General features: G+C 56.1%; 19 protein-coding genes. 11 read left to right on the forward strand and 8 right to left on the reverse strand.

The features are described from left to right. Positions 1 to 208: 208 nt before the first annotated feature. Both X738_RS71645 and X738_RS71650 read right to left on the reverse strand, forming a co-directional pair. Positions 209 to 934: a Crp/Fnr family transcriptional regulator gene (locus X738_RS71645; RefSeq protein ID WP_023802201.1), complete on the reverse strand. Its 726-nt coding sequence runs from the start codon at positions 932 to 934 to the stop codon at positions 209 to 211. A 154-nt stretch (positions 935 to 1,088) separates the two neighbouring features. After that, positions 1,089 to 1,337 (reverse strand): DUF3606 domain-containing protein, encoded by a 249-nt coding sequence (locus X738_RS71650; protein ID WP_023802203.1) that lies wholly within the window; start codon positions 1,335 to 1,337, stop codon positions 1,089 to 1,091. A gap of 748 nt (positions 1,338 to 2,085) precedes the next feature. Between X738_RS71650 and X738_RS71655 the strand changes: the two genes are divergently transcribed. Further along, a complete protein-coding gene (locus tag X738_RS71655) occupies positions 2,086 to 2,589 on the forward strand; it encodes a hypothetical protein (RefSeq protein WP_023802204.1) in 504 nt (167 codons plus the stop codon). Between the two features lie 532 nt (positions 2,590 to 3,121). Further along, entirely contained in the window at positions 3,122 to 3,304 is a 183-nt protein-coding gene (locus X738_RS86325) for a hypothetical protein (protein WP_198032878.1), read from the forward strand. Between the two features lie 142 nt (positions 3,305 to 3,446). Here the strand turns inward: X738_RS86325 and X738_RS85240 are convergent, their stop codons facing one another. Both X738_RS85240 and X738_RS85245 read right to left on the reverse strand, forming a co-directional pair. Then, entirely contained in the window at positions 3,447 to 3,740 is a 294-nt protein-coding gene (locus tag X738_RS85240; RefSeq protein ID WP_156942676.1) for a hypothetical protein, read from the reverse strand. 657 nt (positions 3,741 to 4,397) lie between these two features. Then, a complete protein-coding gene (locus X738_RS85245; RefSeq protein ID WP_156942677.1) occupies positions 4,398 to 4,943 on the reverse strand; it encodes a hypothetical protein in 546 nt (181 codons plus the stop codon). A gap of 348 nt (positions 4,944 to 5,291) precedes the next feature. Here X738_RS85245 and X738_RS71685 point away from each other — a divergent pair, with 348 nt between their 5' ends. Then, a complete protein-coding gene (locus X738_RS71685; RefSeq protein ID WP_156942678.1) occupies positions 5,292 to 8,000 on the forward strand; it encodes a hypothetical protein in 2,709 nt (902 codons plus the stop codon). 1,224 nt (positions 8,001 to 9,224) lie between these two features. Here the strand turns inward: X738_RS71685 and X738_RS71690 are convergent. After that, complete coding sequence (locus tag X738_RS71690) at positions 9,225 to 9,656, reverse strand: hypothetical protein (protein ID WP_023802211.1); 432 nt, start codon at positions 9,654 to 9,656, stop codon at positions 9,225 to 9,227. A gap of 210 nt (positions 9,657 to 9,866) precedes the next feature. Between X738_RS71690 and X738_RS71695 the strand changes: the two genes are divergently transcribed. Both X738_RS71695 and X738_RS71705 read left to right on the forward strand, forming a co-directional pair. Next, entirely contained in the window at positions 9,867 to 11,015 is a 1,149-nt protein-coding gene (locus X738_RS71695; RefSeq protein WP_156942679.1) for a hypothetical protein, read from the forward strand. 1,892 nt (positions 11,016 to 12,907) lie between these two features. Beyond that, positions 12,908 to 13,534, forward strand: a complete 627-nt coding sequence (locus X738_RS71705) for a hypothetical protein (RefSeq protein WP_051407928.1) — start codon at positions 12,908 to 12,910, stop codon at positions 13,532 to 13,534. 154 nt (positions 13,535 to 13,688) lie between these two features. On the opposite strand, the gene X738_RS71710 is transcribed toward X738_RS71705, so the two are convergent. Then, a complete protein-coding gene (locus tag X738_RS71710; protein ID WP_023802214.1) occupies positions 13,689 to 14,288 on the reverse strand; it encodes a DUF4365 domain-containing protein in 600 nt (199 codons plus the stop codon). 369 nt (positions 14,289 to 14,657) lie between these two features. On the opposite strand from X738_RS71710, the gene X738_RS87540 reads away from it, so the two are divergent. Continuing rightward, positions 14,658 to 15,026, forward strand: a complete 369-nt coding sequence (locus X738_RS87540; protein ID WP_023802215.1) for a transcriptional regulator — start codon at positions 14,658 to 14,660, stop codon at positions 15,024 to 15,026. A 206-nt stretch (positions 15,027 to 15,232) separates the two neighbouring features. On the opposite strand, the gene X738_RS71715 is transcribed toward X738_RS87540, so the two are convergent. Then, a complete protein-coding gene (locus X738_RS71715; RefSeq protein WP_023802216.1) occupies positions 15,233 to 16,684 on the reverse strand; it encodes an SMODS domain-containing nucleotidyltransferase in 1,452 nt (483 codons plus the stop codon). Next, entirely contained in the window at positions 16,681 to 17,598 is a 918-nt protein-coding gene (locus tag X738_RS71720; RefSeq protein ID WP_156942680.1) for a hypothetical protein, read from the reverse strand. Before X738_RS71720 ends, X738_RS71715 begins: the two co-directional genes overlap by 4 nt. A 560-nt stretch (positions 17,599 to 18,158) precedes the next feature. On the opposite strand from X738_RS71720, the gene X738_RS89275 reads away from it, so the two are divergent. The 5 genes from X738_RS89275 to X738_RS0143265 all read left to right on the forward strand — a co-directional run bounded on the left by X738_RS89275 (position 18,159) and on the right by X738_RS0143265 (position 22,571). After that, complete coding sequence (locus X738_RS89275) at positions 18,159 to 18,437, forward strand: GNAT family N-acetyltransferase (RefSeq protein WP_373420474.1); 279 nt, start codon at positions 18,159 to 18,161, stop codon at positions 18,435 to 18,437. Between the two features lie 1,250 nt (positions 18,438 to 19,687). Beyond that, entirely contained in the window at positions 19,688 to 20,209 is a 522-nt protein-coding gene (locus X738_RS71730) for a hypothetical protein (RefSeq protein WP_023802219.1), read from the forward strand. A gap of 106 nt (positions 20,210 to 20,315) precedes the next feature. Beyond that, on the forward strand, positions 20,316 to 20,951 hold the full coding sequence (locus X738_RS71735; RefSeq protein WP_023802220.1) for a hypothetical protein: 636 nt from the start codon (positions 20,316 to 20,318) through the stop codon (positions 20,949 to 20,951). A 636-nt stretch (positions 20,952 to 21,587) separates the two neighbouring features. Then, positions 21,588 to 21,935 carry a hypothetical protein gene (locus X738_RS71740; RefSeq protein ID WP_023802222.1) on the forward strand — a complete coding sequence of 116 codons (348 nt, stop codon included), beginning with the start codon at positions 21,588 to 21,590 and terminating at the stop codon, positions 21,933 to 21,935. A 282-nt stretch (positions 21,936 to 22,217) separates the two neighbouring features. Continuing rightward, positions 22,218 to 22,571: a DUF2293 domain-containing protein gene (locus X738_RS0143265; protein ID WP_023802223.1), complete on the forward strand. Its 354-nt coding sequence runs from the start codon at positions 22,218 to 22,220 to the stop codon at positions 22,569 to 22,571. The last annotated feature ends 212 nt before the right edge of the window (positions 22,572 to 22,783 follow it).

Below are 22,783 nucleotides of genomic sequence, written 5' to 3' on the forward strand. Positions count from 1 at the left end.
GTCGATATGAAACTATGGCGCCGCCTCCGACTATTTACATACTGTTCGATGAGATTTTCGAGCTCACGCATGTGCAATCCTTCTTTGACGTCAACTGTGCCAATTGAACCCAGCCGTAATCGATCCGGAGCGAGGGCTCATTCACATTGTTTATTTGACGAAATCTTGATGCCGCATCGGTGCGCCGACGCGTCTTGGCCGAGGGCGGTCACCGTGGCTCATGGAAGAGATTTAGGTAAGTCGTATCAAAGTCGGCCAGTAAGGCCAATCGCTGGAAATCAAGGATAACAATCCTCCGGTCTTTCCAGATAACCAGGTCCTTCGCCCGAAGCTCCTGCAGTGTCCGATTCACGTGAACTACAGATAGACCAAGCACGTCCCCCATTTCCGCTTGCGTCAGTGGAATAGCGAACTTCTGGTCAGAGGCCAATCCGACTATCTCTAATCGGACATACAACTCGCAAATTATATGTGCGAGATGCTGTTTGGCGGAGCGACGCCCGAGGCAGGTTATCCAAGTCCTTTGGATCGAGGCGTCGATAGTCGTCGAAAGCCAGAGCATCCGGGTGAGATGTGGACTTCCACCCATTGCTGTAAGCAGGTCTTTGTGTCGAATGAAAACTACATCGCACGAACCCAGCGCGCTCACGCTGTGGTCCATCACTTTTAGCAGTAAACTATGCAGATCGACAAAGTCACCCGGCACGTGAATTGCCGTTATTTGACGCTTTCCTTCCCGAATAGCCTGGTTTCGAACTGCGAACCCATTCGCGACAAGGCAGCTTTCGGTGGGGCGGGATCCCTCCCTGACGATCTCCTCATCGGGTCCGAAAGTTACCGGCCGAACCGGAAGAGCCTCAATGAGCGCGATCTCGTCTGGCGGCAGGGTGTCGCGGCGGTCGAGCATCTGAACCAGGAGGTCTTTGCCGAACATCGCGGTGCCTTTTGAGCAGATCAGGCATTGAGTTCCAGCGGCTCGTGCCAATTGACATGCCGCAGATCCCGAGCATCTACGACTTGGCCGCCTGTCGGACACAGATAGAAATGGTCGCTCTCATGTTCGACTTCTTGGCTATGTCTCTTGCCGATCATGGGCGGCCCTGGTTGTGAAAGGTTCGGTCGTCGTTCGAGATCCGTTCTTGTGTGGTCACGGCGTTTCCGAGCTTCCGAGCCTCCCGATACAGGGTCTCGCGATCATTGCCGTGCTTGCCAAAAAGCTCGCGGATCTGCGGTATTGAGAGGCCGAACTTGGTAGCGAAATAGCGGAATTCATAGTCTTGGTCGCGCGCGACGCGGTTTCCGTCGCCAGAACCTCTATTGCTCTTGTCGTCGGCCATTTGGGTTCCTCCCTGGCTGCCTTCAGATCAAGCGCAAACGCGGATCAGCGTCTTTTGTTGCCGCCTCTTATTAGAATCACGTTATGTTCTATCCGGCTGATGTTTGCCGCTCACCTGATCATGTGGTCCTGTGAGGTGCGGCGCCGGCCGGCCCGACTGGGCAAGCTGGAGCGGGTAGCGGGAATCGAACCCGCGCATTCAGCTTGGGAAGCTGGGTGTAATGCCGACATTTCAGTGACTTAGCTGTAAAACAGGTCGATTTTCTACCAGAGATTACCCAATGAAATCAATGCGCCTGTAAAATCTTTGAGCGCCGTCGCGGTGCCGTCGATGATACTCTAGTCGGGGCACTTCGGCTTCCTTAGCAATCGCTAAATTCTCTAGACACTCACCCGCAACGGTCGCATGCTGTCTTGGGGAGAGAGGGCGTGGACAAGAACCGATACGACAATCGGTCCGATCGGTGGCGCAGGCGTTCGAAACGTCGTCACGGCGCAGGGGAGATCCTGGCGGGCAGCCGATCCGGCTGGCGATGCCAGCGCTCTTTATCTTAAGGTCGTCTGGCGAGACAAGCCGCCGGTGGCCTGCGGTATCAAGGGAAGCACCCGCTACACTGGCGAGCGCATCGGGCCATGTCCCGAGGCAGCAGCACTACTGGGAAACTCGGATAGGCGTATTAAAGAGCGAGCGGTGGTTCTGCAGCGAAGCAGGCCGCCGGCTGGGCAGGATCAGGCGTTGAGGGCGAGCCATGGATAATAACCCCATTGTTACATCCGGCATCATTGAAGACGCCTTCTTGATATCGTGCCTCGTTCTTGCGCTTCAAAATGTCGAGCAAGCAACCAGCAGAAATCCGGAATCCGATATTTTTCTGGACGACTGCCAGACCAGCATCGAAAGCATGCTCCTTAAGAGGCTTCTCGCCACGGCCGGCATGATTCGAAACGTGGTGTTTGAAAAGTATCCTATTGAGACGAGAAACGACGAATGGCGGATGCTCGCGGAAAGGGAAGTTGGTCTGCTTTTGACGGATGGCAACGAAACCACCCTACTTTTTCGGGACAGCTGCAACAAAATTCTACATCATCGCAGCTATGGCTTCCCGGCATCAACTCAGCTGGCTGGTCTTTCCCTGAAAGACTGCGCACAATTCTCTGGAACCCGGCAAAAGAGCGAGTGGCACGCAATTGTCAACTTACACCAGTTTGCGTCGACTGCTTACATGTGCGCCGACATAGGGAGCAGAGCCTGAGTCATGCAAAGCTGAGCATGGCGTTAGCGCTTCACCTGCGTCTTGATATCTCGCGAGAGAGTTGAAACCGAAATCATTTCGATTTCCACTTAGTCAGTTAGGGCGGACAAAGAGCTGGCTCTGGCTCGGCGGTCCAGTGGTGCTAGCAGCCTCGCGTGGCACGCAGAGACGCTAAGGAGCGCGCGCAAGGCAAACGTAAAGTCCAAGCATTTCGCCATATCCCTCGCGACTTAACCCATAAGTCGATCGCTATAAATCAGATCAAGCAGCGCGTTGATGCTGTGAGACTGAGAGAGAAGATCGATGGTTAGGCAAACAACACCTAGGCCTTATTTTGATACAAGGCTGGCGAAATTCGTCGAAAGGCGAATTCTTGAAATGAAACCGCGCAAGACACAGTCGCTCATCTCGAGCGAAGCCGGTTTCGCTCAACATAACATGTTAACGAACATTAAGGGCGGCAACAGCAAGCTGCCGCTCGACCGCGTCCCAGCCCTGGCCAAGGCCTCAATGCGATCCGGCGTTGCTCTTCATGATGGCCGTCGAGCAGCTCGGCGGCGACACGACGGAACTAGCGATCCGGAAGATCTTCGGCACCCTCGTCACGGAAAATGAAGCGGCCTGGCTGGAGGAAATCCGCAAGGCCTCAAACCATTCAGACCCAAGCCTGACGTCCAGGTCGAGGGCGGCTCTCCGCGGGATCTTTGGCAAATGAGGAGCGCCCAGGACGACGTTTCCGTGGCCATCTACCGGAGGCGCACGGGCGAGACAGCCGTCACGCCAAATGAACGCGCATGGATCGAATTCATCAGGCTTGCGAGCGGTGATACCGATCCACCGCCTACGCTAAGCCAAATTCAGAAGCTCCGGCAGATTTTCCAGAAGTCGAGCACCTGCCGATGAGCAGGAAGCCTTACTTCAATCCACGATGGCTCGGCGCTTCCATCCCGCAGAAGCATTGGCATTTCCACCGTCAGCTGCTCATCCGATACAGCATCGTCCTCCAGCCTGGCGAGTTCTCCGACATGGTTCGGGATATCAAATCCGGCTACGCCATGCTGATCGAAAAGCGATCGAAAAGGACGTCCATCTACTCCGTCAGAATCGATCGCCTTGGCGAACGGATCTATATCCTGTCGGATGGCAAGCACGTCATCACCGCATGGCCGCCAGAGAAGCGGCTAAATGAGAAGCGACGCCGAATGCGTGAGCGAGGACTGACGGAGTAATCAAGTAGCACGCTCATGAATGGCGATGAGCCGATGTCCGGTTCCGGTGCTGCTTCGGACATCGACTTGGCGATCGGCCACATCACAGATGCGGATAGCCGACACTCCCGCCGCTTGCTCGAACCAGACCTGCTCGCTTCGAGGTGACTTAGAGAAGCAAATCCCGACAATCCGGTTCATCGAGAAGGGAGGCACCTGGCGCTCGAGAAGTGTAGGGCTAGGGTGCGAGGGCTGGGCGAAAACCCCCGTGATACGCCGCCTTTCTTCATGCTCGGCTCTCATGTCGGCTATTCGGTGATGGCGTGCGCGCCTCGAACAGATCGCCGGCCCGCGAGACATAGCTGGCCACATTGAGTGGCAGCTGCGGATCGACCAGTTCTGGCGTGGCTGGGCCCTTCGGAAGGTCTGCGGCGACGCAAGCGGCGGTGGAGGGAACGAAGCATGCCGGCGACACTGGCCAGCCTGCCGCACGAGCCATGCCCATGCCTGGACCTGACCAGGAGGCGAGCAGAGCGGGACCTCACCACCTCGAAACGCCGCAACCGCACGTCCGGGTAAACCGATGAAATCGGACTCGGACTATTTTCCCTTTTTTTCCAGCTCGGCAAGGACGTCGGCGACGATGCGGTCGCGAAGTAGCGGATAGGCTCGCTTGTCTTTCACGGTTTCCAACGGCATTTGCGCGAATCGATCCAGCACCTGTTTGGCGAAATCCTTTAGTGCCTTCTGTTGTGAAGCATCGGCTTCGTCCAGCCTCTTTCCAAGAGCTTGTATCTCAGCCCTCACGGCCGTAAGTTCTCCATCAATCCGAGCATCCACCCAGGGCTGTAAGGCTATAATCGACATCTGCCCAGTCTGAGTAATCGTGAACATGAAATCGTAAGGTGAGCTCGGCTTCGCCGGGCTGCATGAACTCGGCGGCGACTTTGGATTTGGACAGTTTCTTACCTTGCCCGCGTCGAGATCTACGCGCGGTCCGCGGTAAGCGTCCCCCGCGAAGCGGCCGATAACATTGAATTTCCCTTCCGAGATAAATCGGCCTTCAGCGCGACCAATTGCCGAAGTCGAAATTGAAACGCAAGTGGCCGCGACCAAACCCGCGAACAGCCTAAAGCACTGCGACATCTTATCCTCCTTCGTTCGAGATTGTTGGCACAAGGTTCCGAGAACCGTTCCAATGTGCGCATTTCTTCTCCCTGTTCTTCGTCAAAACCCCCTACAACCTCTCCATAATTCTCCGGTTCCTGCAGGAATTCGGCCACGATCGTCACGCGCGGCGTAGTTGGAATTCGCTTGGACTTCGAAAACGTAGTATAAGAGATCGCGTCTGAGTGGGGAATGGCCGTGCGCCCTGGTCACAGAGTGGTTTTGCTTACTACTTCCCTGTATTTGGGCGCTGTGCCCTGTTTCGCCGGGAACAAGGTCGAGTTTACGAAGAGCCTTGTTGAAGCCTCCTCGAAAATGACGTTCACCATGGTCAAGACCGTCATCAAATCATCGCCTGATGCTGCTGTCGCCGACCCAAATCTGCCCGCCGAGCGGGCGGCGCTTCGGAACGTCATGCGAGGATATCAGGAGGAGCGCGCTCGCAGGGAACGCAGTCTCGGCTTGAAAAAACCGGCCGCCGAGTTTGGTGTTGCCGCAGTATCTGCAGGCGTCGCGTTTGGCGCCAGCCCAGTGGGGGGCATCATCATCAAGGCAGCGGCGCAGGCCGCTACCGACGCCTATTTCGAGGATGCCGAGCAGAAGCTCAAGCAGGACCTGCGCGTCGTGCTCGCTTCGAAGCGAGACCAGCTTCAGACGGTGGGGGGCGTAAAATACGATCAGCTCAAAGATCTGCCCGTCAAGGAGATTAAGGAGAAGCTGGCGGCGTCGCCGGAACTCTACAGCGACTTAAGATCGATGTTTCCTGTAGACGAGGACGGCAAGGCCCTCGCGGACTCGCTGATCGTCGACGCCGTGCGCAACACCACCCTCGTCGCCTTGGACAAGATAGAGCTCAACGCAAAAGCGATCGACGAGGCGAAGGGTAGAATCGAAACGGTCAACAAGTCTCTCGAGAAATTTAAAGACCAGACGACCACGGCGTTTAAGGCGCACGAGGATGCGATTGGTGCCCTGCAGGGCGCGATGGGCGATTTGGGCAAATCGGTCAAGGGGCTCGACGACCGCCTGAAGGCGCAGGAGCAGCAGGGTGCCCTTATCGCCGAATTCATGTTCGACAATTCCAGCCCCGCCGAAAAGGCCGCCCTGCTCGAAGCCGGCTACAAGGAAGACCAGTTCCGGTGCGGAGACGGCGGGTCCGACTGCGAAGTGGCCAAGACCAAGGACGCGCTGATCGAGCAATTCAAGGCGGAGGCAAAAGTCCAGGAGGCGCTCGGGGACATGCGCGTGACACTGGCTGCGGTGAGCAACGTCGCTTCCATCGCGAACAATCTTGGACTGAAGATCGATGGCCTGGACCAGGCGGTGAGCATTGGCAACGCTGCCGTCAGCGCCTTCGCTGCCTACGCCTCCGGCGATTACCTCGGGGCGATCTCGGCGGTGAGCGGCGTCTTCGGCGGCAGAACCGATCCGGCCGCCGAGCGACACGCGCAACTCATGGCCTATCTTGGGCAGGAGTTCGCCAAGATCAACAAGAAACTCGAAGAGATCGTCGGTCTCCAGAAACAGACCTTACAGATGATTGCCGATCTGTCAAAACAGCTCGAGGCTTATTATCAGGCTTTGGACGAGAAGCTCGATCGGATGAACTTCGAGTTGAAGTCCGTGCTTCTGTCCCAGAAACGGGAGGAGTGGCGGCCCTGGCTGCAGTGCCATTCTGCCTACCAGGAGCTCACTGATGCTCCGGCCATGTTCGATTTTGTCAACGGGCAGTTCACGAGCCTGACGGGGATCGACCGCTTTATCTCGGCATCGGGACAGGAGCTGAAGAACTGCCTGAACGTGGCGAAGACGACCGCAGCCAGCATCACCGCCACGAACTGGTTCGGAAATTTCTTCTCTCTGGCTGCTGCAATCAACATCACGGTCGATGCCGACCTTACAGGTAGCGCGGCAGAGAAGTATCACGAAAAGAAGTCGCTCGAGCTTTACCAGAAAAACGTTTATGACCCAGTCAGAAACTGGGTCGAGGAGGAGGCGGCAAATTCGCGGACACCATTGCCGCTCGTCTATCAGGGTCTGGTCGCCCCGAGCGCTACAACAGTCGAGCTTCGTCGGAGAACGGCTGCCGAAGTTGCCCTCCTTAATGCCCTGAGAAAGAATCTTCCGGAAAACCAGCAGCCTGCCGCCTGCAACAGCAACGGGGAAAAAGGCTTTCTCACGGACAGCGACACCCGCCGACTGCTGTGTTCCACGGGAGAGGGCGCCGAACGTAACGCCCAGCTCCTCCTCGAAAGCCCGATGGTGACGGACCACATCATGCTGATCAGCGACTGGCTGCTGACGCTTGCTCCCGTCTTCGACCTGTTTTCCAATGATTCTTTTGTAAAGGCCCAGCAGGTGCTGGGTTCTGAGAACGTCGACCTCCAGAGACAGGGCCGTAGCGCGCTGGACAAGATCTCGCTCGTTCTTGACGCGTCAATCGCTTCCTATGCAATGACCTACGGAGACATCGGAGCCGATGTTGTCGCGGCCAAGCTGGGCAGGATGCGCAATGGAAAGGAAGGCGACCTGAAGGACGACCGCGCCGCAATCAGGCAACTCCTCACGCGCAACCCGTATCTGAGCCGGAACGTCCTGATGATCGCGTTGCGCTCGCCTCGACCGGATGCCGCTCTACCGAGAGGCGCCTTCAATCCCGCCGTCGACTCTATGCAAGGTTACGATATGGCTCTGGACTACGCCAGCAAGCCGAATGAACGACGCTTCATGGAGTTGGAGGCCCTGTTCGGCGACGGCTGGTCTTTCTCGTTTGATGAAAAGCGCGGGGTCGTTACGGCAGAACTCCTGCCGGCTGAGGGCACCGACCCCGCGATTATTTCGGACATGCCGCTTGCTAGCGAGTTCCTGGACGGACAATTCCACTATCCGGAACGACTCCACCGCATGCTTTCCTACCGAAACGCCTTGGCGGAGCGCCTGCTCGACTACGATCTCCTGGGAACCCTGACGACAGAAGATCGGGTCGCCCTGATAGGAATGATGACGCGCACCGAGGCGAAGTCCGTGAAGGAATGACTTTCGGAATTGAGATGGTTTTGAACGGTGTGCAGGCAGTCCGTGCCTGCACAAGATGCCGATAGCGTCGGAGGCCCGCCGAAGCAGTCCCTCATCGAAGCTGATCGGAATTGCCAACCACGGTCGAGGGAGACCACGTGCTCATCAAGTGGTGAATTCGAGCACCACTTTCATAGTGAGTCGGGATCTCCAGATCGAACGGCTGGTCACTCGAACGCCCGTGACGACCATCGCGCCTGGCGACGGAACGATGTGTAGGAGCAGCCGGATCTCAAAGCTGTCCACGACATTTCAGATCGTCGTGAGTGAGAGCTGCCGCGAACTCCAAAATCTGATCGAAGCTCCGATCAATCCCACTCGATTCGCGATCGTAAAGGATGAAAAGCCATCTGCCGCCCCGCCCCGATAAATGGGGCACGACGCTCGTCATCAGAAGCGAGTCCGTCCGCGTGAACGAGCAAACTCCTCGACTCGATAGCGGCATGATATGGAGTCAACGAGCTCCACCCGACGGGTGCTTGGGTCTTCTATCGATTGTCAGGACTCTCGTCCGGACAATCCGCCAGCTAGCCGGACTGTCGGATTCACTATCGGTGATGCTAATCGTCAATCTGTTCTCGCAGCAAGGTGTCACGCAGGTTGCCTGCAAGCGCTGCGCCGATTGGTATGCCTCGAAACCAGCTGCGTCACCACCGGTCAGCCGTCGCCGGACCAAAACCCCAGGAACCAACCGACTTTGATCGATGGGTGATTCCGTCCCCAAGTCCTAGGGTGCCCGCCGTCCCTCCATCCGGATGCGTTCTGGCGCCACAGAGCATGAAAATCCGGAAGCGCCTATCCTCATGGGCTAGGGCGAAACTAATCAGTTGGCTGCCGCCAAAGTCCGAGACGAGTGGACCTTGCCGTTTTGACGCGGTCAGCGGGAAACGACCACAGAGGGCGGGGGAACCGACGCTCTCAGCTTCGAAGCCGACCTTCCCTTTGCGGCCGGTGAAATTCGTGGACTTTTTCGACACTGTCGACCCTTTGCGGAAGTTCGCTCGCCCCAGCCGAACTCGCCTCCATCACCCAAGGCGGAGGTCAACGCGGCTACAAGCGGCTTTGTGTGACGGGTTCTCTCACTTGCGTGAGGGGTAGGTTGTGCGTCTGCAAGATCCCTCAAAATCTGCAAGATCCCGCAAAAGGAGAGTGGCCCGCGCGGCCACTCCCTTTGGCGCCCCTCTGCTACGCGTTGCCCGCTTTGTAGTGAGCGAAAATCTCGATGGAGATGTTCGCTCCCTCGGCACGTTGGCATACATTTCCCCCTCCCCACGGCATCCTGAGCCTTGTGCCCGCGCCACGCGCGCGCAAATTGTAAGTCACTGCAGCTCCACCGTCGGTGAAGGTTAGGTTGCCATATGAGGCAGTCCCGTTGCGCTCGCGGACAACCACCTCAATGCCCGCCAACGCACCTTGGAAGCCGGTGTCGAGCTTTTCGAAGTTCGGGATGACCGTCTTGAACGATGCCGTCGATTCCGAGCAGCCGACCTCGCGATGGCTGCTACTAGCGATCTTGACCCGCGTTGCCTCGATTACCGACGCCGAATTGGAGAAGACGCTCGCGGACAGAGCAACCAGGCTCACGCCCGCCACGATGTATTTTCGGGCCGTATTCATGGCTAGACACCTCCTTGACAGGTTGATGCGATCTTACGGATGAACGTGCGCATCGCAGTGCCCGTCGTCCGCTCTTCATTGATGGCACCAAATTAGTTCGATGGAGACACGCCGTTGCGGTTTCGGGGCGGTTGGGACAAAACGGAACCAAAATGGCTTGGCGGCAGTCCCGTTGTGCTCAAATAGTTCAGCGTCATGAAGGAGCTCGCCATGACCCTGGTTAGCAGGTTTCGACGTCGGACAGACCGCCGAAAGATGGTTAAGAATGCTGACACCGTCGCATCGGAATCGCTGCGTCGAACGCTCATGCCGCTGTTGCATCGAGGGTTCAACTCGGCTGATCTGTCCGAGATGCTTGCCAAATGGGGGAGGCGTCCAGACAAGAAAACGCTCGAGCGGATTTTCCGGGGAGAGACCCAGCGAACTCACCGGATCGCCGGAGGGTCTTCTGTCGTCTTTGACAATCTTGTTGCCACGGATATCGCTCTATACCGGGTGGCGCGACTGGCACATCACATACACGAGCTAATTGGAAGCGCCCGCCGCGATGGCACCAGACCGGACGATCTTGCAAATGCTTTGGCAGCTGCCGACGATCTCTGCGCCATTTACCGCGCTTCCTCGACTGAGGTTGTGGCGGGTGTTTTGGATTTTTTAGCAGGGGTCGCAAAACTGTCGCGTGTGGCAACAAGCTGCGGCGTGGAGGGTCCGGACCAGGCGTTGCGCATGCTTGAAGACACGATGTCGCTCTTGAGGAGTTCGATCGACCGCCTTCGGTCTTTCCGCGCCGACGACGATTCAGATTACGTGGACCTTTTCCTAATCCCTGCCTATGAGAACCTTCTGGCCTGCGCATCTGATTTCGATGAAAGAGCATTCGATTGCCCATTCAACAGCGCCCAAAACCCTCGGACCGCGGCGCGCGACGTCGTCCACTACCTAAATCGATGCGGCGCTATGAGGGCTCTTCGCCGCTATGCCGAGAAGTGCAACTGCGCGATCGTCGCGTATAATCTCGCGGAGTATGCCGGTTTGACCGGCAATGTGGACGAAGTCGAAAAGGCCTTTCTTCTATGCTTCAAACTCCGTCGCCCAGGAGCGACTGGCGAATGGCGGCTGCCCGAAATGACTGATGACCCACGGAACGTTCCATACCTCTCTGCCGGATATGACCGGGCGCTCAAAAGATTTGAGCAGAGGAATGAAAAGGGCGACAGCGCAGAGTGTCAGGGCCCGTTCAAGAGAAGAATCAAAGGCGCAGCCTTCGGGATGCTCCTCTATGTAACAGGGATAAGCATCGGTCTGAGCATCTTCATCGCCGAGGCGCTCGCGTTCGTCACGAAACCGATCATTCACTAATTTCCTTTGGTTTTTCTGGAGAGATGCCGCCCAAGATTTCCTTGCAGTCAGCCAATGCCGAAACAGGAGTCGGCGAGTTGAGATTACAGACCTGCAGGTTTGCGTCGTCCGGCTCTCGGCGTCAGCCGTCCGAGAGGGCACCCGAATCGGTCGTCCAGAGTGTTTGGGTCTTGACTTCAGGATAACCAGGCCCGGACTTCAGGTTGCGCGACGTCAACCAAATCCTGTTCAGTCATCATCTCTCTAAAGATCAATTTCGATTTTGGTTTCCCCTAAGGTTCCATCAAGTTGTCAAACGGAGGGTCCCAAAAAAATTTTCCCAGGATGTAAACCACCGTCGTCTGCTCGCTCTCCTTAGGTTCAGCCGCGCTTCATGCTCGGACGTCCTCTCGGCCAGCGACCACGTGGCCGATCGGCGAAATAGCTATCGAGCCGTTCTGGAACAGCCGTTTGAGTTCAAGTGGTTAGGTTGTCAAACGCTTCGTTATTTGGCGTTGATAACAAAGGGTTTCTTCCCAAATTGTCAAACCATCGGACTAGCGTCGTGGTGCCAGAGCGGAGCAGATCTGAGTTCAAATAAGCCGTTTTCGGGAACGCACAAGGCATGGTCCAAACCCGATGGGGCAGCGGGCTGGCGACAGCTGACGAGCAGCTCGGAAAATCGTGATCCGTATCCGGCTCATCAATCGCCAATAGATGCGACTGCGGTTCAAACCCAACAAGTGAGAGTGCTCAATCAACGCCTGGGCGTTGCGCAGCCAAGCCCACTGGCGCAGGTTCGTGAGGTATCATCAGATGGAGCCTCTGTCCATGAAACGTCCTACAGATCCTACAACCGAGCGAACGGGCCGCCTCAACTTTCAAGTCACACCTGACATTAGGAGGCGATTCAAGCTTAAGGCTATAGCTGCCGATATGTCGCAGTCGGCGCTTTTCGAGTTTATCTTCGAACAGGCAACCTTAATCGATGCCCTTATAAAAAACCTTCAAAAATTGTCGTAGCCGTCGCGCGCCTTTTAGAGGCGGCTTTGATAAAAATAGTCTGATTTCGATTTGCAAATAAGTAATCTATGACTTACAATTTTGTTGTTCGTGTTCGGCAGCCCCGCCCCGCCATGTGGCATCACGAATTGCCTTCGGGAACCTGACCAGCTCACGCGCCTTCACCTGAACGTCGATATTCGTCAAATAGACGACGTGCCTCTTCCTCATTTCGGAATGCGAAGATAGCGGCATTGAACGCAATGGTATCTGCTCATACCACGGGCAGGCTATAAGGCAGCCGTAGCCGACCGGAAGATCGAAACGATCGCTCCCCTGACAGAGATGTCGGGACGCACGCTTTTGGTTGTCGCCGTGAGCATTGGCTTTCGCCTTTGCACGTAAAGGACGCCACAAAAAGATGGAGGGCTCTGCGGATAGCCCACAACCCTCCAGACAGCGCACCGATTGCTTCAAGTCGTGCGCGTCATAACCGAGTGTGATCCTTCTGGGATCAGGGATTCGGACTCAATGATCAGGTTTAGGCACTCCACCTGGTCGGCTCGACAAGCCTAGGGTCTGCTGAAGAAGCGTTGAACGGTGTTCCAGCTCAATCCCCCTTGTCCTTCTGCTATCAAAACAGAAGGACAGGGGGATAAAAGCATTCCCGGATTGGATTGAAGAATGGTGCAATTAGGCGGTGGATGAGACGCGGCCAGCAATACATGCTGCTTGGTTGGAGAGGCACCTTCCGACCCGAGGCGTTTAATCACGAGCGCGGTTGCCTCGCGAAAGCGACCTTGAGCGCAACCATACTTAACAGAAGCCTGGAACATAGGCTTAGCGTGCGGGGAAATATCCGCCAGCCCCAAGCAGGTGTGGAGGCCGGATGACCGAGACGAGGAGAGCCGATGCGGAAAGTCCTGCAATGGGAGTTTGACTTCTGCGCTTTATCGCTCCCACGCGGACACGGCTTCGGCGAGCAAACGCCTGTGGCAGCATGGGCCTGCGATGATGCACGTGGATTTGGGATCGTCACCCAAGGCGTTGCCGATGGCAGGCTCGGCATTATGGTTATGCGACGGCGGCTCGATTCCGTCTGGACGGTGACGGGACGGACGAGCGGGTTCCCATCTATCGAAGCCGCGTTCGAAGCGCTGGAGCCCCACCTCAAGGAGGGCCAGCCACCGGAACCGTTGCCGCCCGGTGCTGTGTTTCGGGCACCGCTCTTCGATTTTGCCGGCCGGGAGCCGAGCGATGTATTTCGTGTGCTCGCGGGCGTGACCCACCGGCCGGCGGCGTGGGCGCTAAACCAACTGTATCTCGCGATGCCCAAGCCTGATCGCAATTGGGTGAGTGATTGTCTGACGACGAACTTCCATACCCGGCTGTGGGAGGCCCAACTCGTCGCATCGTTCCGCGAAACAAGGCTTGCTCGTCGAGCAGCCGTTCCGGTCACCGGATTTTCGGATCGAGAACAGTTCGGGCGTCGAGGCCTGGGTCGAGGCGGTCACGGCAAACCCGCCAGTGCCGTATAATCATGTGAACGCGCCCTTCGCGCAAGGGTGGCGCGCATACTGAATCGCTGCCCCGCTGATCCATTGAGAGAGGTTGAGAGCAGTCCGGTCTTGTCAGCCGTTTCATGCAAATCGCCGAAAGTCCGGCGATGTCGGCGTGCCGTATTCAATATGCTTAAGAATGCGGCCCACTTCGCGCGCTGCCTTGATGGCTCCCAGACGGCAAGGTGGCAACATATATCTCGTCGGGAATACGCACACGAAGCAGATTGATGATCGCCAATTCTCCCTGATTTAGGGGAGGCACGAAGACGCCCGCCGTGCGGCGATCTATCGTCAGGCCACCGAGGCGATCGGCGCAAGATTTGTCGAAGACGTCCGCCTGCTTGTCAAATTGCAGCCGGCGTTCGTCGCCCCTGATGGAGTCGGTCGCGTCCTTCCAGTATGCTGAGTTATCAGACTGACGCCACAGGACGATTATGACGGGAATATTCGACTGACGCCAATAGCTGAGGTCGTCTGGCTTAAGTAGATACTCGAACTGATTGTCCGCTTCGCGGCTGTATCGACCTTCTGCCGTGGCCTTGACTTGGACCCCCAATAGCTTTCCGAGCGGGGTTCCGTTGCGCGGGTCTCGCAGTTCAATCAGACCGTCCGTGCCTGCCTCCAACCTGCCGCGGTGCTCGTAGATGAACCCGGTCTCCAGCACAATCTTCTTAACGGACGTCTCGCCGAGTTCGCCCAGTATCTGACTGTCGGTGATTCTTTTCATCATCCCCCGATCATAAAGGCATTTTCATCAACGGCGCCAAGATTGTTCTTGTTATGTCTCTTTGAAGACGTGCGCCCGGCCGCCGCAGTGATCGCGGTTTTCAAGGGTTCCTGGAGTGTCCGGTTTTCGAACGGACCTAACGCCAACTCCTAGAGGGGCAAAAAGCTAACAGTTGTGAGCGCGCACATCACACTATCATCCTGGAGGTCTCCTTTCAGATGAGCTTCTCCAAGTGGAAAGCTTATTTGCAAGGCATTAATAGAAATCGGTGCGTGTATCGAAACATAAATCTAATAGAAATTTTTCGACTCCCTACGATGTTGTGATATATGTATAGTATACATGATGATTTCATAGATAGGAAACGCCAATATGATTAACGAAAATCATCTAATATCGGATATAGCCAAATTCTTGGACAAGCGCATCTATGAACTGAGCTATCGAAAGAGTCAAAGGGACATAGCCAGAGAGATCGGTTTTGTGAACGACAACGTCATAGCGATGCTTAAGAGCGGGAGAACCAAGGTGCCGCTTTATCGCGTCGTGAGCATCGCCAAGGCGCTAGAAACCGATCCTCGACAGCTATTCGTCCTGGCGCTCACCCAGCACGGCAATGAAAAAGACCGTGAAGCTTTTCAAGGAAATGGTGGGCGAGTTCTCAGAAAACGAGCAGGAGATCATTGGCGCTATCCGCAAGTTCTCAAACAGAACGGATCCGAAGCTATCGGTCGTGTTTAGAAAGATCCTACGCGCCCTCTTTGGTGGCTCGAAAGGCAAGAAGGCGGGTGAACGATGCTGAGCGACGCCAGGGTTGAACCCATGGTCAACACCCATATGGTTTTTCGACCAATCAATAGTGACTCCGGCTATCGTAAGGTCTATCTCAGTGCCCAATGTGTCACCTCTTTTCTATAAACAAATACAGGTCGACACATCAAAGCGGTTCATTCGATCGCGACCAGAAACGGCTCACTTTTGCCGATCTGAACATTGTCGCGCTTGCGGATGACGAACGCCTCCGCAAGATGCACTCCGCGATACTCAAGCTTCTCCCAGCGATATCCACGCGTGCTTGATGGATAGAAATCCCCGCGGAGCTGGTTGCGGGACTTTGCTACCTGATCAGTGTTGGTGACTCGCCACTGCACGTCATATTCGTCACTTGTCAATGGCAGTCCGTTGGCTGTCGTTGCCCTAAATTGAAGCCAACATCCAGACGGTAGCAGGCCCAGCGAGTCCACATCACGAAGCTTGTTGTATCCCTGGGAGGCATACAGTTCGGCCTTCACGACGACGGATACGACAGGAGCCGCTGCAATCCGCCATCGGGGTTGCACCATGTGCGGGTGACGTCTGAACCCATTCGGGATGACAGCCGTGCCATATCGCTTCAAGAGCGCAATCAAGTCCCCAGAGGTGTCTGCCAGAGCGCCTACGACCTGTCGGGCAACGGCGGCCGCAGATTTGCTGACCTCCACCGCCTCATTAAGAATGACGTCCTTGGCAAATGCGTCACCAAAAACGCGGCGCCACTTCCCAATGCTTTCGCTTCGCTCCGTCTCTAGGAACGCATCGTCAATCCACCCGCGATACCGGTGAATGAAATCCCGCAAATTGGTGTGTTGCTGGTCTGTGAGGGCGGCGGCGAGATCCTCGCCGTAGAGGCAGGGATTGTAGACCGCCGTCTTGGCAACGTTGGCCTGCAGCCAGTCATCCAGCCTGCCAAACAAGGTTCTTAGCGCGGTAGGAACATCTCCCACACCGTTCGTATATTGATCAACCGCCGTAACGCGGTCGCCGAGTAACGTCGTAAGCAAAATCGACGGACAGGTGAACGTGGTTTTGATGTCCCGGAGGTATTTGACCAATCGGGTCACCTTTCGGAAGCTGTTGCTGCCCGACCACGAGTTTCGTTCGAGTAGCCATTCGGTATACCGTGCCGGCTCCGACCGTTCAAACTCGTTGGTGTCTCTGTTGCAAACCTCGATACTGCCGACGTAAGACCGACCGATCAAGCAGGGCGCGACATCTATTTTCTTGTCATTTGCGTAAGTTATCGTCACGCAGTGCGACCAACGCCTGGTCATGTCGGCATATGTCGAGCTGCCTTTGAAGACTCGATTCAGGTCGTTGATGTAGTCCTTGGCTTCCCACCCCTCCACCGGCGAAACCATGACCAGCAGGTCCGCGTCAAACTCGCCGCCATCGACCGGCTTTATGATCGTCTTATGAGTCCACGAACCCTGCCCTACCCATTCGATGATCGAGGCATTCCAGTCGCTGGCCTCGACAAACTCCTTGATCGCCTCAACACTGACAGCAAGGCTGTCAACCCGCGTTTGGTTTAGATTCACCTCGTCCTTCAGGAAGGCCGCAAAAAGGTCGACGTGCTTCACCGCTTCACCAGTGGCTTTTGGCTGATCTGTCGAAGATTTTCCATGTATTCAGCCCAGAGCCGGTTCAGCCGCTTCTCAGAAATGTCGTAAGCATATGGCACGCTTTCGGGAGCGCTTTCGACCGCCAGATTGTAGTCCCCCATGAGCAAGAGGACATCGACTAAGGGGAAATTGTCCCGTCTTGCCAACTGAAGCCGTGACCGCACGCTTTCGATGTCCCTCGCGGCACTTCGGTGGCTTAGATAAGCCCCTAGCACGTCGGAAGACATGCCAAATACCAACAGCGCAAGGAAGACGCGTAGGATTGTGAGGGTGGTCGCCTCGTCGATGAACGGCAGCGCCGCGAAGGCAATCCCCGCGAACACAATGGCAAATATAACCAATATTCCCAGCATTGCGAGGGCGCTGAATCGCTGCAGGTGGGCACTATAAAATGCAGATTCCTCGATCATCTCGCCAAGGCGCGCGGGACCGGCTGGGAAAGATGTCGCGTAGTAGTCCGCCTTCTCATGAGTGGCGGCCTCCTCCTCGGCTACAGTCATAAGGCGCCTGAAGCTGAGCGTTGCGTCTGGAGACAGTTCACCTCCTAATCCCCCAATCAGGAGGGAGGCTCTTCTTGCCGACTGCGCCGCATTCCGGGTGCGCTGGTAGGTAGTGAATGCGACCCACCACAATACCAGGAGAACGAAACCAGAAATTGCAAGCCCGTAAACCCACACCTCGTCCGTCACCAGGACTGAAGCGGCTGCCGGCACCGCTATCGCCAGTTGCAATACGAAAAGCCAAAGCCTTCTAGTGGCCGCTTTTCCGAACTCGGCGCGCTGATAGCCGACCAATGTTTCCGGTTTGATTGACACAGCCGCCCCCAAAATGTGTTCTTCGATATAAGCATTCAAATCGCAGTCGTCGAGCAAATCACGGTGCTGCTCGGCTGCGGCGTAGTTGCTAGGTGTGGTATTCGCGGACGCCGGCTTGAACCTTCTGCTTATGGAAGGCTCCAGAGCCGGCGGCAACACTGGTAGAGTGCACCAGCGCAAACAATTCACCGAATAGAGTTTTGACGTCGAAATCTGCGTGAGCCCCAACAGTAGATTGTTGCGCCTCTCCCTCAGGGCATCAACTCAAATTCGAGCTAAATGGCTGTATGTCAGCTTATGCGGTCAAAGGCGTTATAGGCCAAAGGATCGACTAGTTCCGCTCTTGGTGCTGCTTGCTCGTTCCCATCGACGAGACGAATGGTAGCGTTACACCGATTGCAGACCTGCGCGTGTTCGTCACAGATTGCGCGCTATGCCCGTTGCTCGCCTCCTCGCGATCCCGATCTGCAGTCGCTCCGCTCGCTCTTCCAGAGTCAGAGGTGATCGCCGCCGCTTGCGAGAGCACGCCGAACGCGTCTGGCAGGAAACCCTGACGCAGCCGGGCGTCCACGTATTCGTGTCCGATGATCGTGACCGTATTGCTGTGACCTGTAATCATCACAGCCTGCTTCGCGGGGGGAAGACGCCATGCCTTCCTAGAGAATGTCGTCACCCATCCCGAGCTACGCGGTCGGGGTTTCGACAAAGCCGTTGTTCAAGCCTCGTTGGCGCACGCCTGGGCGACAGACTGCCACCACGTCTTGATGCAGAGTGCGCGGACGACCCACGAGTGCACGCCTTCTAGAAGGTGTGAGACAGGGCTTCGGGTCGCCTACGTCGCAAGGCGTCCGGCAATCCCTGCCGGACGCCTGCTCACCACCCATCTGGGCCATTAGCGCCAGCCAGCTGATTTTTGACCCTACTGCCCTCAAGCTAGGGAGCATGGAGCGCATGTTCGGTCAGTCCCGTAGTCCAGCGGGATCGGCGAAATGAGCGCATGTCAGCGAGTGCACCACGGCAATCGGGTGGCCGGTTCTGGATGCCATGAAAGGAAGCTGACGACGCTCAGCCAAGCCCCTAGGAACCAACGGGCATTATTTCCAGCTCGAGATGAGATGGAAGTCTTAGGGTTGGGACTGCGAGATCAACGGGATGCTCTTTGTTGCGGCAGACAAATATTCCCTCAATGCTCCGCTCCGTGTGGGGTGTCGGCTTGGACGTCTGAAAGGGAACAGATTTGATCAGGTCCAGGTTGACACTGTCAACTTAAGCGCCCGATCAGGGACGATCCGCAACCAATTCTGTCAACCAAAAACGTGCGCTTTCTTAGGCGGGTAAGAGAACGCATTACACTAAGTTTACCCCAAGTTGACAGAAACTTCCGAAGTCCAATTTTTTGGGAAGTTGTCAACCACGCCGGGGATCCAGGAGCTGTGCTGCACTGGGTGGGCTGCTCTTAAGGGGCCGAAGGTAACATGCTCGGGCGCTACAAGCCCCGATACCGCAAGGAACTTATTTCATGTCCTCCCCAATTCGAAGCCATGCGGTCCCCGTAAGACTCTGAGAGAGCACACCTAAATAGAAGAAATCGCACGGGTCGGATGCTTATCCGGGGATAGATACAGAACCGGGCTGAAGCATTTTCTTCGCCCGCTTTCTTGGCTCGAAATCTTGGATGGTGCGTTCTGAGCCCGATGGCTTTCCGGTGTGATCTCCTGCTTGATGACCGTTCATTCACGGCGCATCGTCTTGGAGTATCGGCGGAAGTCCATGAACCATCCGATGTCTTGGAGGGTCAGCGAGGCGCTGCAAGGCTGCATCGGGTCGCAGTGCACCGAATTCACTCGCCACGCTGTCAGGGGTGACCGCCAGAGAGCGCCGCAGTGTGTAGCGGTCCAGTGCAGCAGTCCGGTGCTCGAGCTCTCCAGTGAGCTCGCCTGAACTCTGGCTCGTCGTGATCAGTCGTTTAGCAGACGCCTCCAGATAGCGATCTAGAGTCAAGAGCTACTCACTCTGACTCGCGCAATGACGGCACGGGCTTCAAGTGCACGAGGATGTGGGTCCGGCGAAGCCTTAGCCGAATCTCTATTGACACCGTAACGGTAACTATGTTACCAAGACCGTGACTGCTGCCGGAGGTTAGATCATGGTCCTTACGCCCGCCGAAAAACAGAAACGCTACCGCGAACGCCAGAAGGCCGCCGAACTAGCGGCGGCGAAGGCCACGCCGACGAAGCCTGACTATCTGAAACGGCCCTTCTCAGATTTTGTTGGTGATCGAGACTTTCCTTTTGAAGCCAGCTTAGACGCTTACGGAGTCCATATTTCTGGTCCCGACTTTTTGAGAACAGAGATTCAGAAATTCAAATCCGAGTATGAGCGCGACGAGCCGGTGACGGCGCTTGAACGTGCCGTAGGCATCTTCGGCGCTTGCCTCGACGCCGCCGATGAACTGTCGGTGCTGATCAATCAATACAAGCTTGCTGAGATAGGCAGGGCAATTGACGACGCCCTGGAGGTAAGTGCGAACCTGCCAAGGGGCGACGTAGAAGCGCTGAAGGAGTCGTTCGCCGAGCTCGATCGTCTGAAGCTAATTCAGACCCAATTGAGGGCGCCGGCTCGCTACGTGTTCCCGTCAACACAGGTGAAGGCGGAGCGTCTCGACTGAGCGCGAGGAATTTCGCCGGAGTGATTTTCGATTGAGCCCGATCTCACTCCGGCGACGTAGCCAACGGCAGGGGCTTAGTCCTGTCGATCACAAGGAGAAGATTATCATGACCAACGTTATCGATCAATTTGGCGATGAGCGCGAGTTCATCGAAGCTCAGTTAGAGAACGCCGAAGCTCTGCTAGGGCAGGCCGGAGCTTTGCTCAAGGACGTCGAAGGCATACGAGCGGGGCAAATCGGGGCCCTGCAAGCACTCGTAGAGTCGTTACAAGACCAGTTGCCGCTTATCGACCGTGACACAATTGAGCAATTGATTGCAGATGCTAACAGCCACCCTCCGGATGATGACTACGATCATTTCCCTGTCACACTACTCGACGTGATGACAGCCCTCCTCCACGGCGAAAATTCCGATGCCGAAGCAGTGGTCAAGGAGATCCATCACACGATCCTCCACAACATCAGGCTCAATGATCCATGGCCCGAGCTCACTCGCGAAACTCTCATCCTGCTGATCGGCAAGCGGAAAAGCAAAGCCGATTCGCTCGGCTTCTACAATATGCGACGGCATGACCGGCACAACGAGCCGTATCTTATGGGGATGCCATCGCCTCTGCCGCCACTCACGCTTGCAGAGAAGCTATTGGCGGCGAGGTGGCGGGGATGGTTGATCGCAAGCGATTCACAGCCGGCGCTTCCACTCAAGCCCCTCGATCGGAGGTGCTTCAATGCAGCTTCCTGAAGGCGAATCGCTCACAGGTGAAAAGCTTCGGTTGAAGAAACGCATCGAAACAATGACGCGTCTGGAGCTTCAGATCCGGTGATATTCTTAGAGGGGTTGTTCGAAGGCGCAACTGGTAAGGTTGCGCCGGTCTCACCAACCTGATTGATCGTTGATCGACGAAAGGGGCGGGGATCGCACCGCGCCCTTTTTTCGCATGGGTTCCAAGTCTGGCCTGCTGGTGTTTCTACTCAAGCATCGGTGCGGCTTTCAAAGCTCACCTCTTCAGAGAGCTCGCCCCAACTAGAGCGCGTCACTCATCGATCCCTGAATTCCACCGGCCGGCGAATCGCGATCTACTGGATGGGCTAGTTACTCGCTCGCGTTGTGCCGGAGGTGGTCCTCAGGCGCACGCACAAGCGCACATAAAGGGCTGGCGAGGAAAAAAAGCGCGGTAAAGATCCGCCGCCCTTTTCTTGTGGTGGGAAGCTGAAACACCTGCAGGAAGTGCGCCGAGTTTGTCCTGTCCTTAAAGTAGTAGCTAAATGGCTAAAAAGCTAAACCGCTAAATCTTTATTGTAAAAACTATTTTACAAAGCAAGATGCTTAATGTTAGAGAGGTATCCAGGAGATAGGTAAAGATTCGGGAGAGACGCCATGGTTTTGGAAATAAGAGCGACACCTATATCGATTTTCATTGAGGATAGATTGAAAGAATTAAACGTAAATTATAGAGACGTTGCGCTAGTCGCCGGGTTCTCCAACGCGGACGCGGTTTATACGATGATGCGCGGACACATGAAAGTTCCCATCGATTGTGTTCCTGCACTGGCAGAAGCTCTCTGCAGCGATGCGGTCCTTCTCTTAGACTTGGCACTACGACAGTTCGTTCCCCCCAAACTTTTAGAGGATCTGCGCAAACTCAACCCAGATGCTAGTCACGCGCCAAACGTGCAGGCGCGCATTCGTTCACTCCACCACGCCTCTAACCAAGCCGACGCATAGGCCACATCCGAACGAATAGCCAAGCTTCGGTTAGCTGTCCCAGGCGTCCCCTTCTCTTCGGAAACGACTGATGTCTTGCTCGGTGGGGGATTGATGGATGTCAGAGACGTGACTGACCTGGCGGGCTTGCGTTCTGGGATGCGGATCTGGCGCCCACACTCGAAAAGATGCAGAGCCTTTGGGGGGGCAGTCCTGATCTCAGCATTCGCCATGAACACTGCTATGGGCGGAGCTGGCTAGCCGGCGTTATCGCTCTGGCCAACGAATCGTGATTGATTGACGATGCCAGATAGCGACGAACCGACATCCAACTTTAAGAACAGGTTTCACTTCGATGTTGTGATGCAACATATGCGCATCCATCATCCCGGTTGCCCCAAGAAGACGTGCCTCACGATGGCTGCACGGGTGAGCGCCAGGGATTGGAAAGGCCTAAAACTGGGCGCAGCGGTCGGTATCGAATTGCAGAAATATATCCGGCATTCCTATACCAACTACGACGAGCTGCTCCGATCCAGAATGATGACGCGCGAGGAAGCGCGGGCTTTTATTGCGCCGCAAGTCGAGGGGATTCTTCGAGCCTGGAAAAGACCTGCGCTGAAGCTACGATTGGTGCATCGGCAGGGAGATGTCTGAGCGACGCGAGTATCTATAAGCTGGCCTAGCGTGTAGGCTTCGCGGGCTTCGAAGTAGTGCTTCATCGCGCGGTCGCGTAGGCGTCGAGGTCGGCCGGCATGACGTTATAAGCCGACTAGCACGGGCTGGCACCTCGGCCGAGCGTCCTCGGGGACTGCCACTAGCATTTTTGATGGCAACCTAAACTATTCCGTGTATGAAAACTCTGCCGC

Source organism: Mesorhizobium sp. L48C026A00 (assembly GCF_000502375.1).
Taxonomy (GTDB): Bacteria; Pseudomonadota; Alphaproteobacteria; order Rhizobiales; family Rhizobiaceae; genus Mesorhizobium; species Mesorhizobium muleiense.

Excerpts from the sequence above, each read along its gene's own strand:
- X738_RS71655 (WP_023802204.1), top strand. The coding sequence starts at position 2,086 with ATGGATAATAACCCCATTGTTACATCCGGCATCATTGAAGACGCCTTC.
- X738_RS85245 (WP_156942677.1), bottom strand. The coding sequence starts at position 4,943 with ATGTCGCAGTGCTTTAGGCTGTTCGCGGGTTTGGTCGCGGCCACTTGC.
- X738_RS71685 (WP_156942678.1), top strand. The coding sequence starts at position 5,292 with ATGGTCAAGACCGTCATCAAATCATCGCCTGATGCTGCTGTCGCCGAC.
- X738_RS71690 (WP_023802211.1), bottom strand. The coding sequence starts at position 9,656 with ATGAATACGGCCCGAAAATACATCGTGGCGGGCGTGAGCCTGGTTGCT.
- X738_RS71650 (WP_023802203.1), bottom strand. The coding sequence starts at position 1,337 with ATGGCCGACGACAAGAGCAATAGAGGTTCTGGCGACGGAAACCGCGTC.
- X738_RS71735 (WP_023802220.1), top strand. The coding sequence starts at position 20,316 with ATGACCAACGTTATCGATCAATTTGGCGATGAGCGCGAGTTCATCGAA.
- X738_RS71740 (WP_023802222.1), top strand. The coding sequence starts at position 21,588 with ATGGTTTTGGAAATAAGAGCGACACCTATATCGATTTTCATTGAGGAT.
- X738_RS71730 (WP_023802219.1), top strand. The coding sequence starts at position 19,688 with ATGGTCCTTACGCCCGCCGAAAAACAGAAACGCTACCGCGAACGCCAG.
- X738_RS87540 (WP_023802215.1), top strand. The coding sequence starts at position 14,658 with ATGATTAACGAAAATCATCTAATATCGGATATAGCCAAATTCTTGGAC.
- X738_RS71695 (WP_156942679.1), top strand. The coding sequence starts at position 9,867 with ATGACCCTGGTTAGCAGGTTTCGACGTCGGACAGACCGCCGAAAGATG.
- X738_RS71645 (WP_023802201.1), bottom strand. The coding sequence starts at position 934 with ATGTTCGGCAAAGACCTCCTGGTTCAGATGCTCGACCGCCGCGACACC.
- X738_RS71705 (WP_051407928.1), top strand. The coding sequence starts at position 12,908 with ATGCGGAAAGTCCTGCAATGGGAGTTTGACTTCTGCGCTTTATCGCTC.
- X738_RS0143265 (WP_023802223.1), top strand. The coding sequence starts at position 22,218 with ATGCCAGATAGCGACGAACCGACATCCAACTTTAAGAACAGGTTTCAC.
- X738_RS71710 (WP_023802214.1), bottom strand. The coding sequence starts at position 14,288 with ATGATGAAAAGAATCACCGACAGTCAGATACTGGGCGAACTCGGCGAG.
- X738_RS86325 (WP_198032878.1), top strand. The coding sequence starts at position 3,122 with ATGATGGCCGTCGAGCAGCTCGGCGGCGACACGACGGAACTAGCGATC.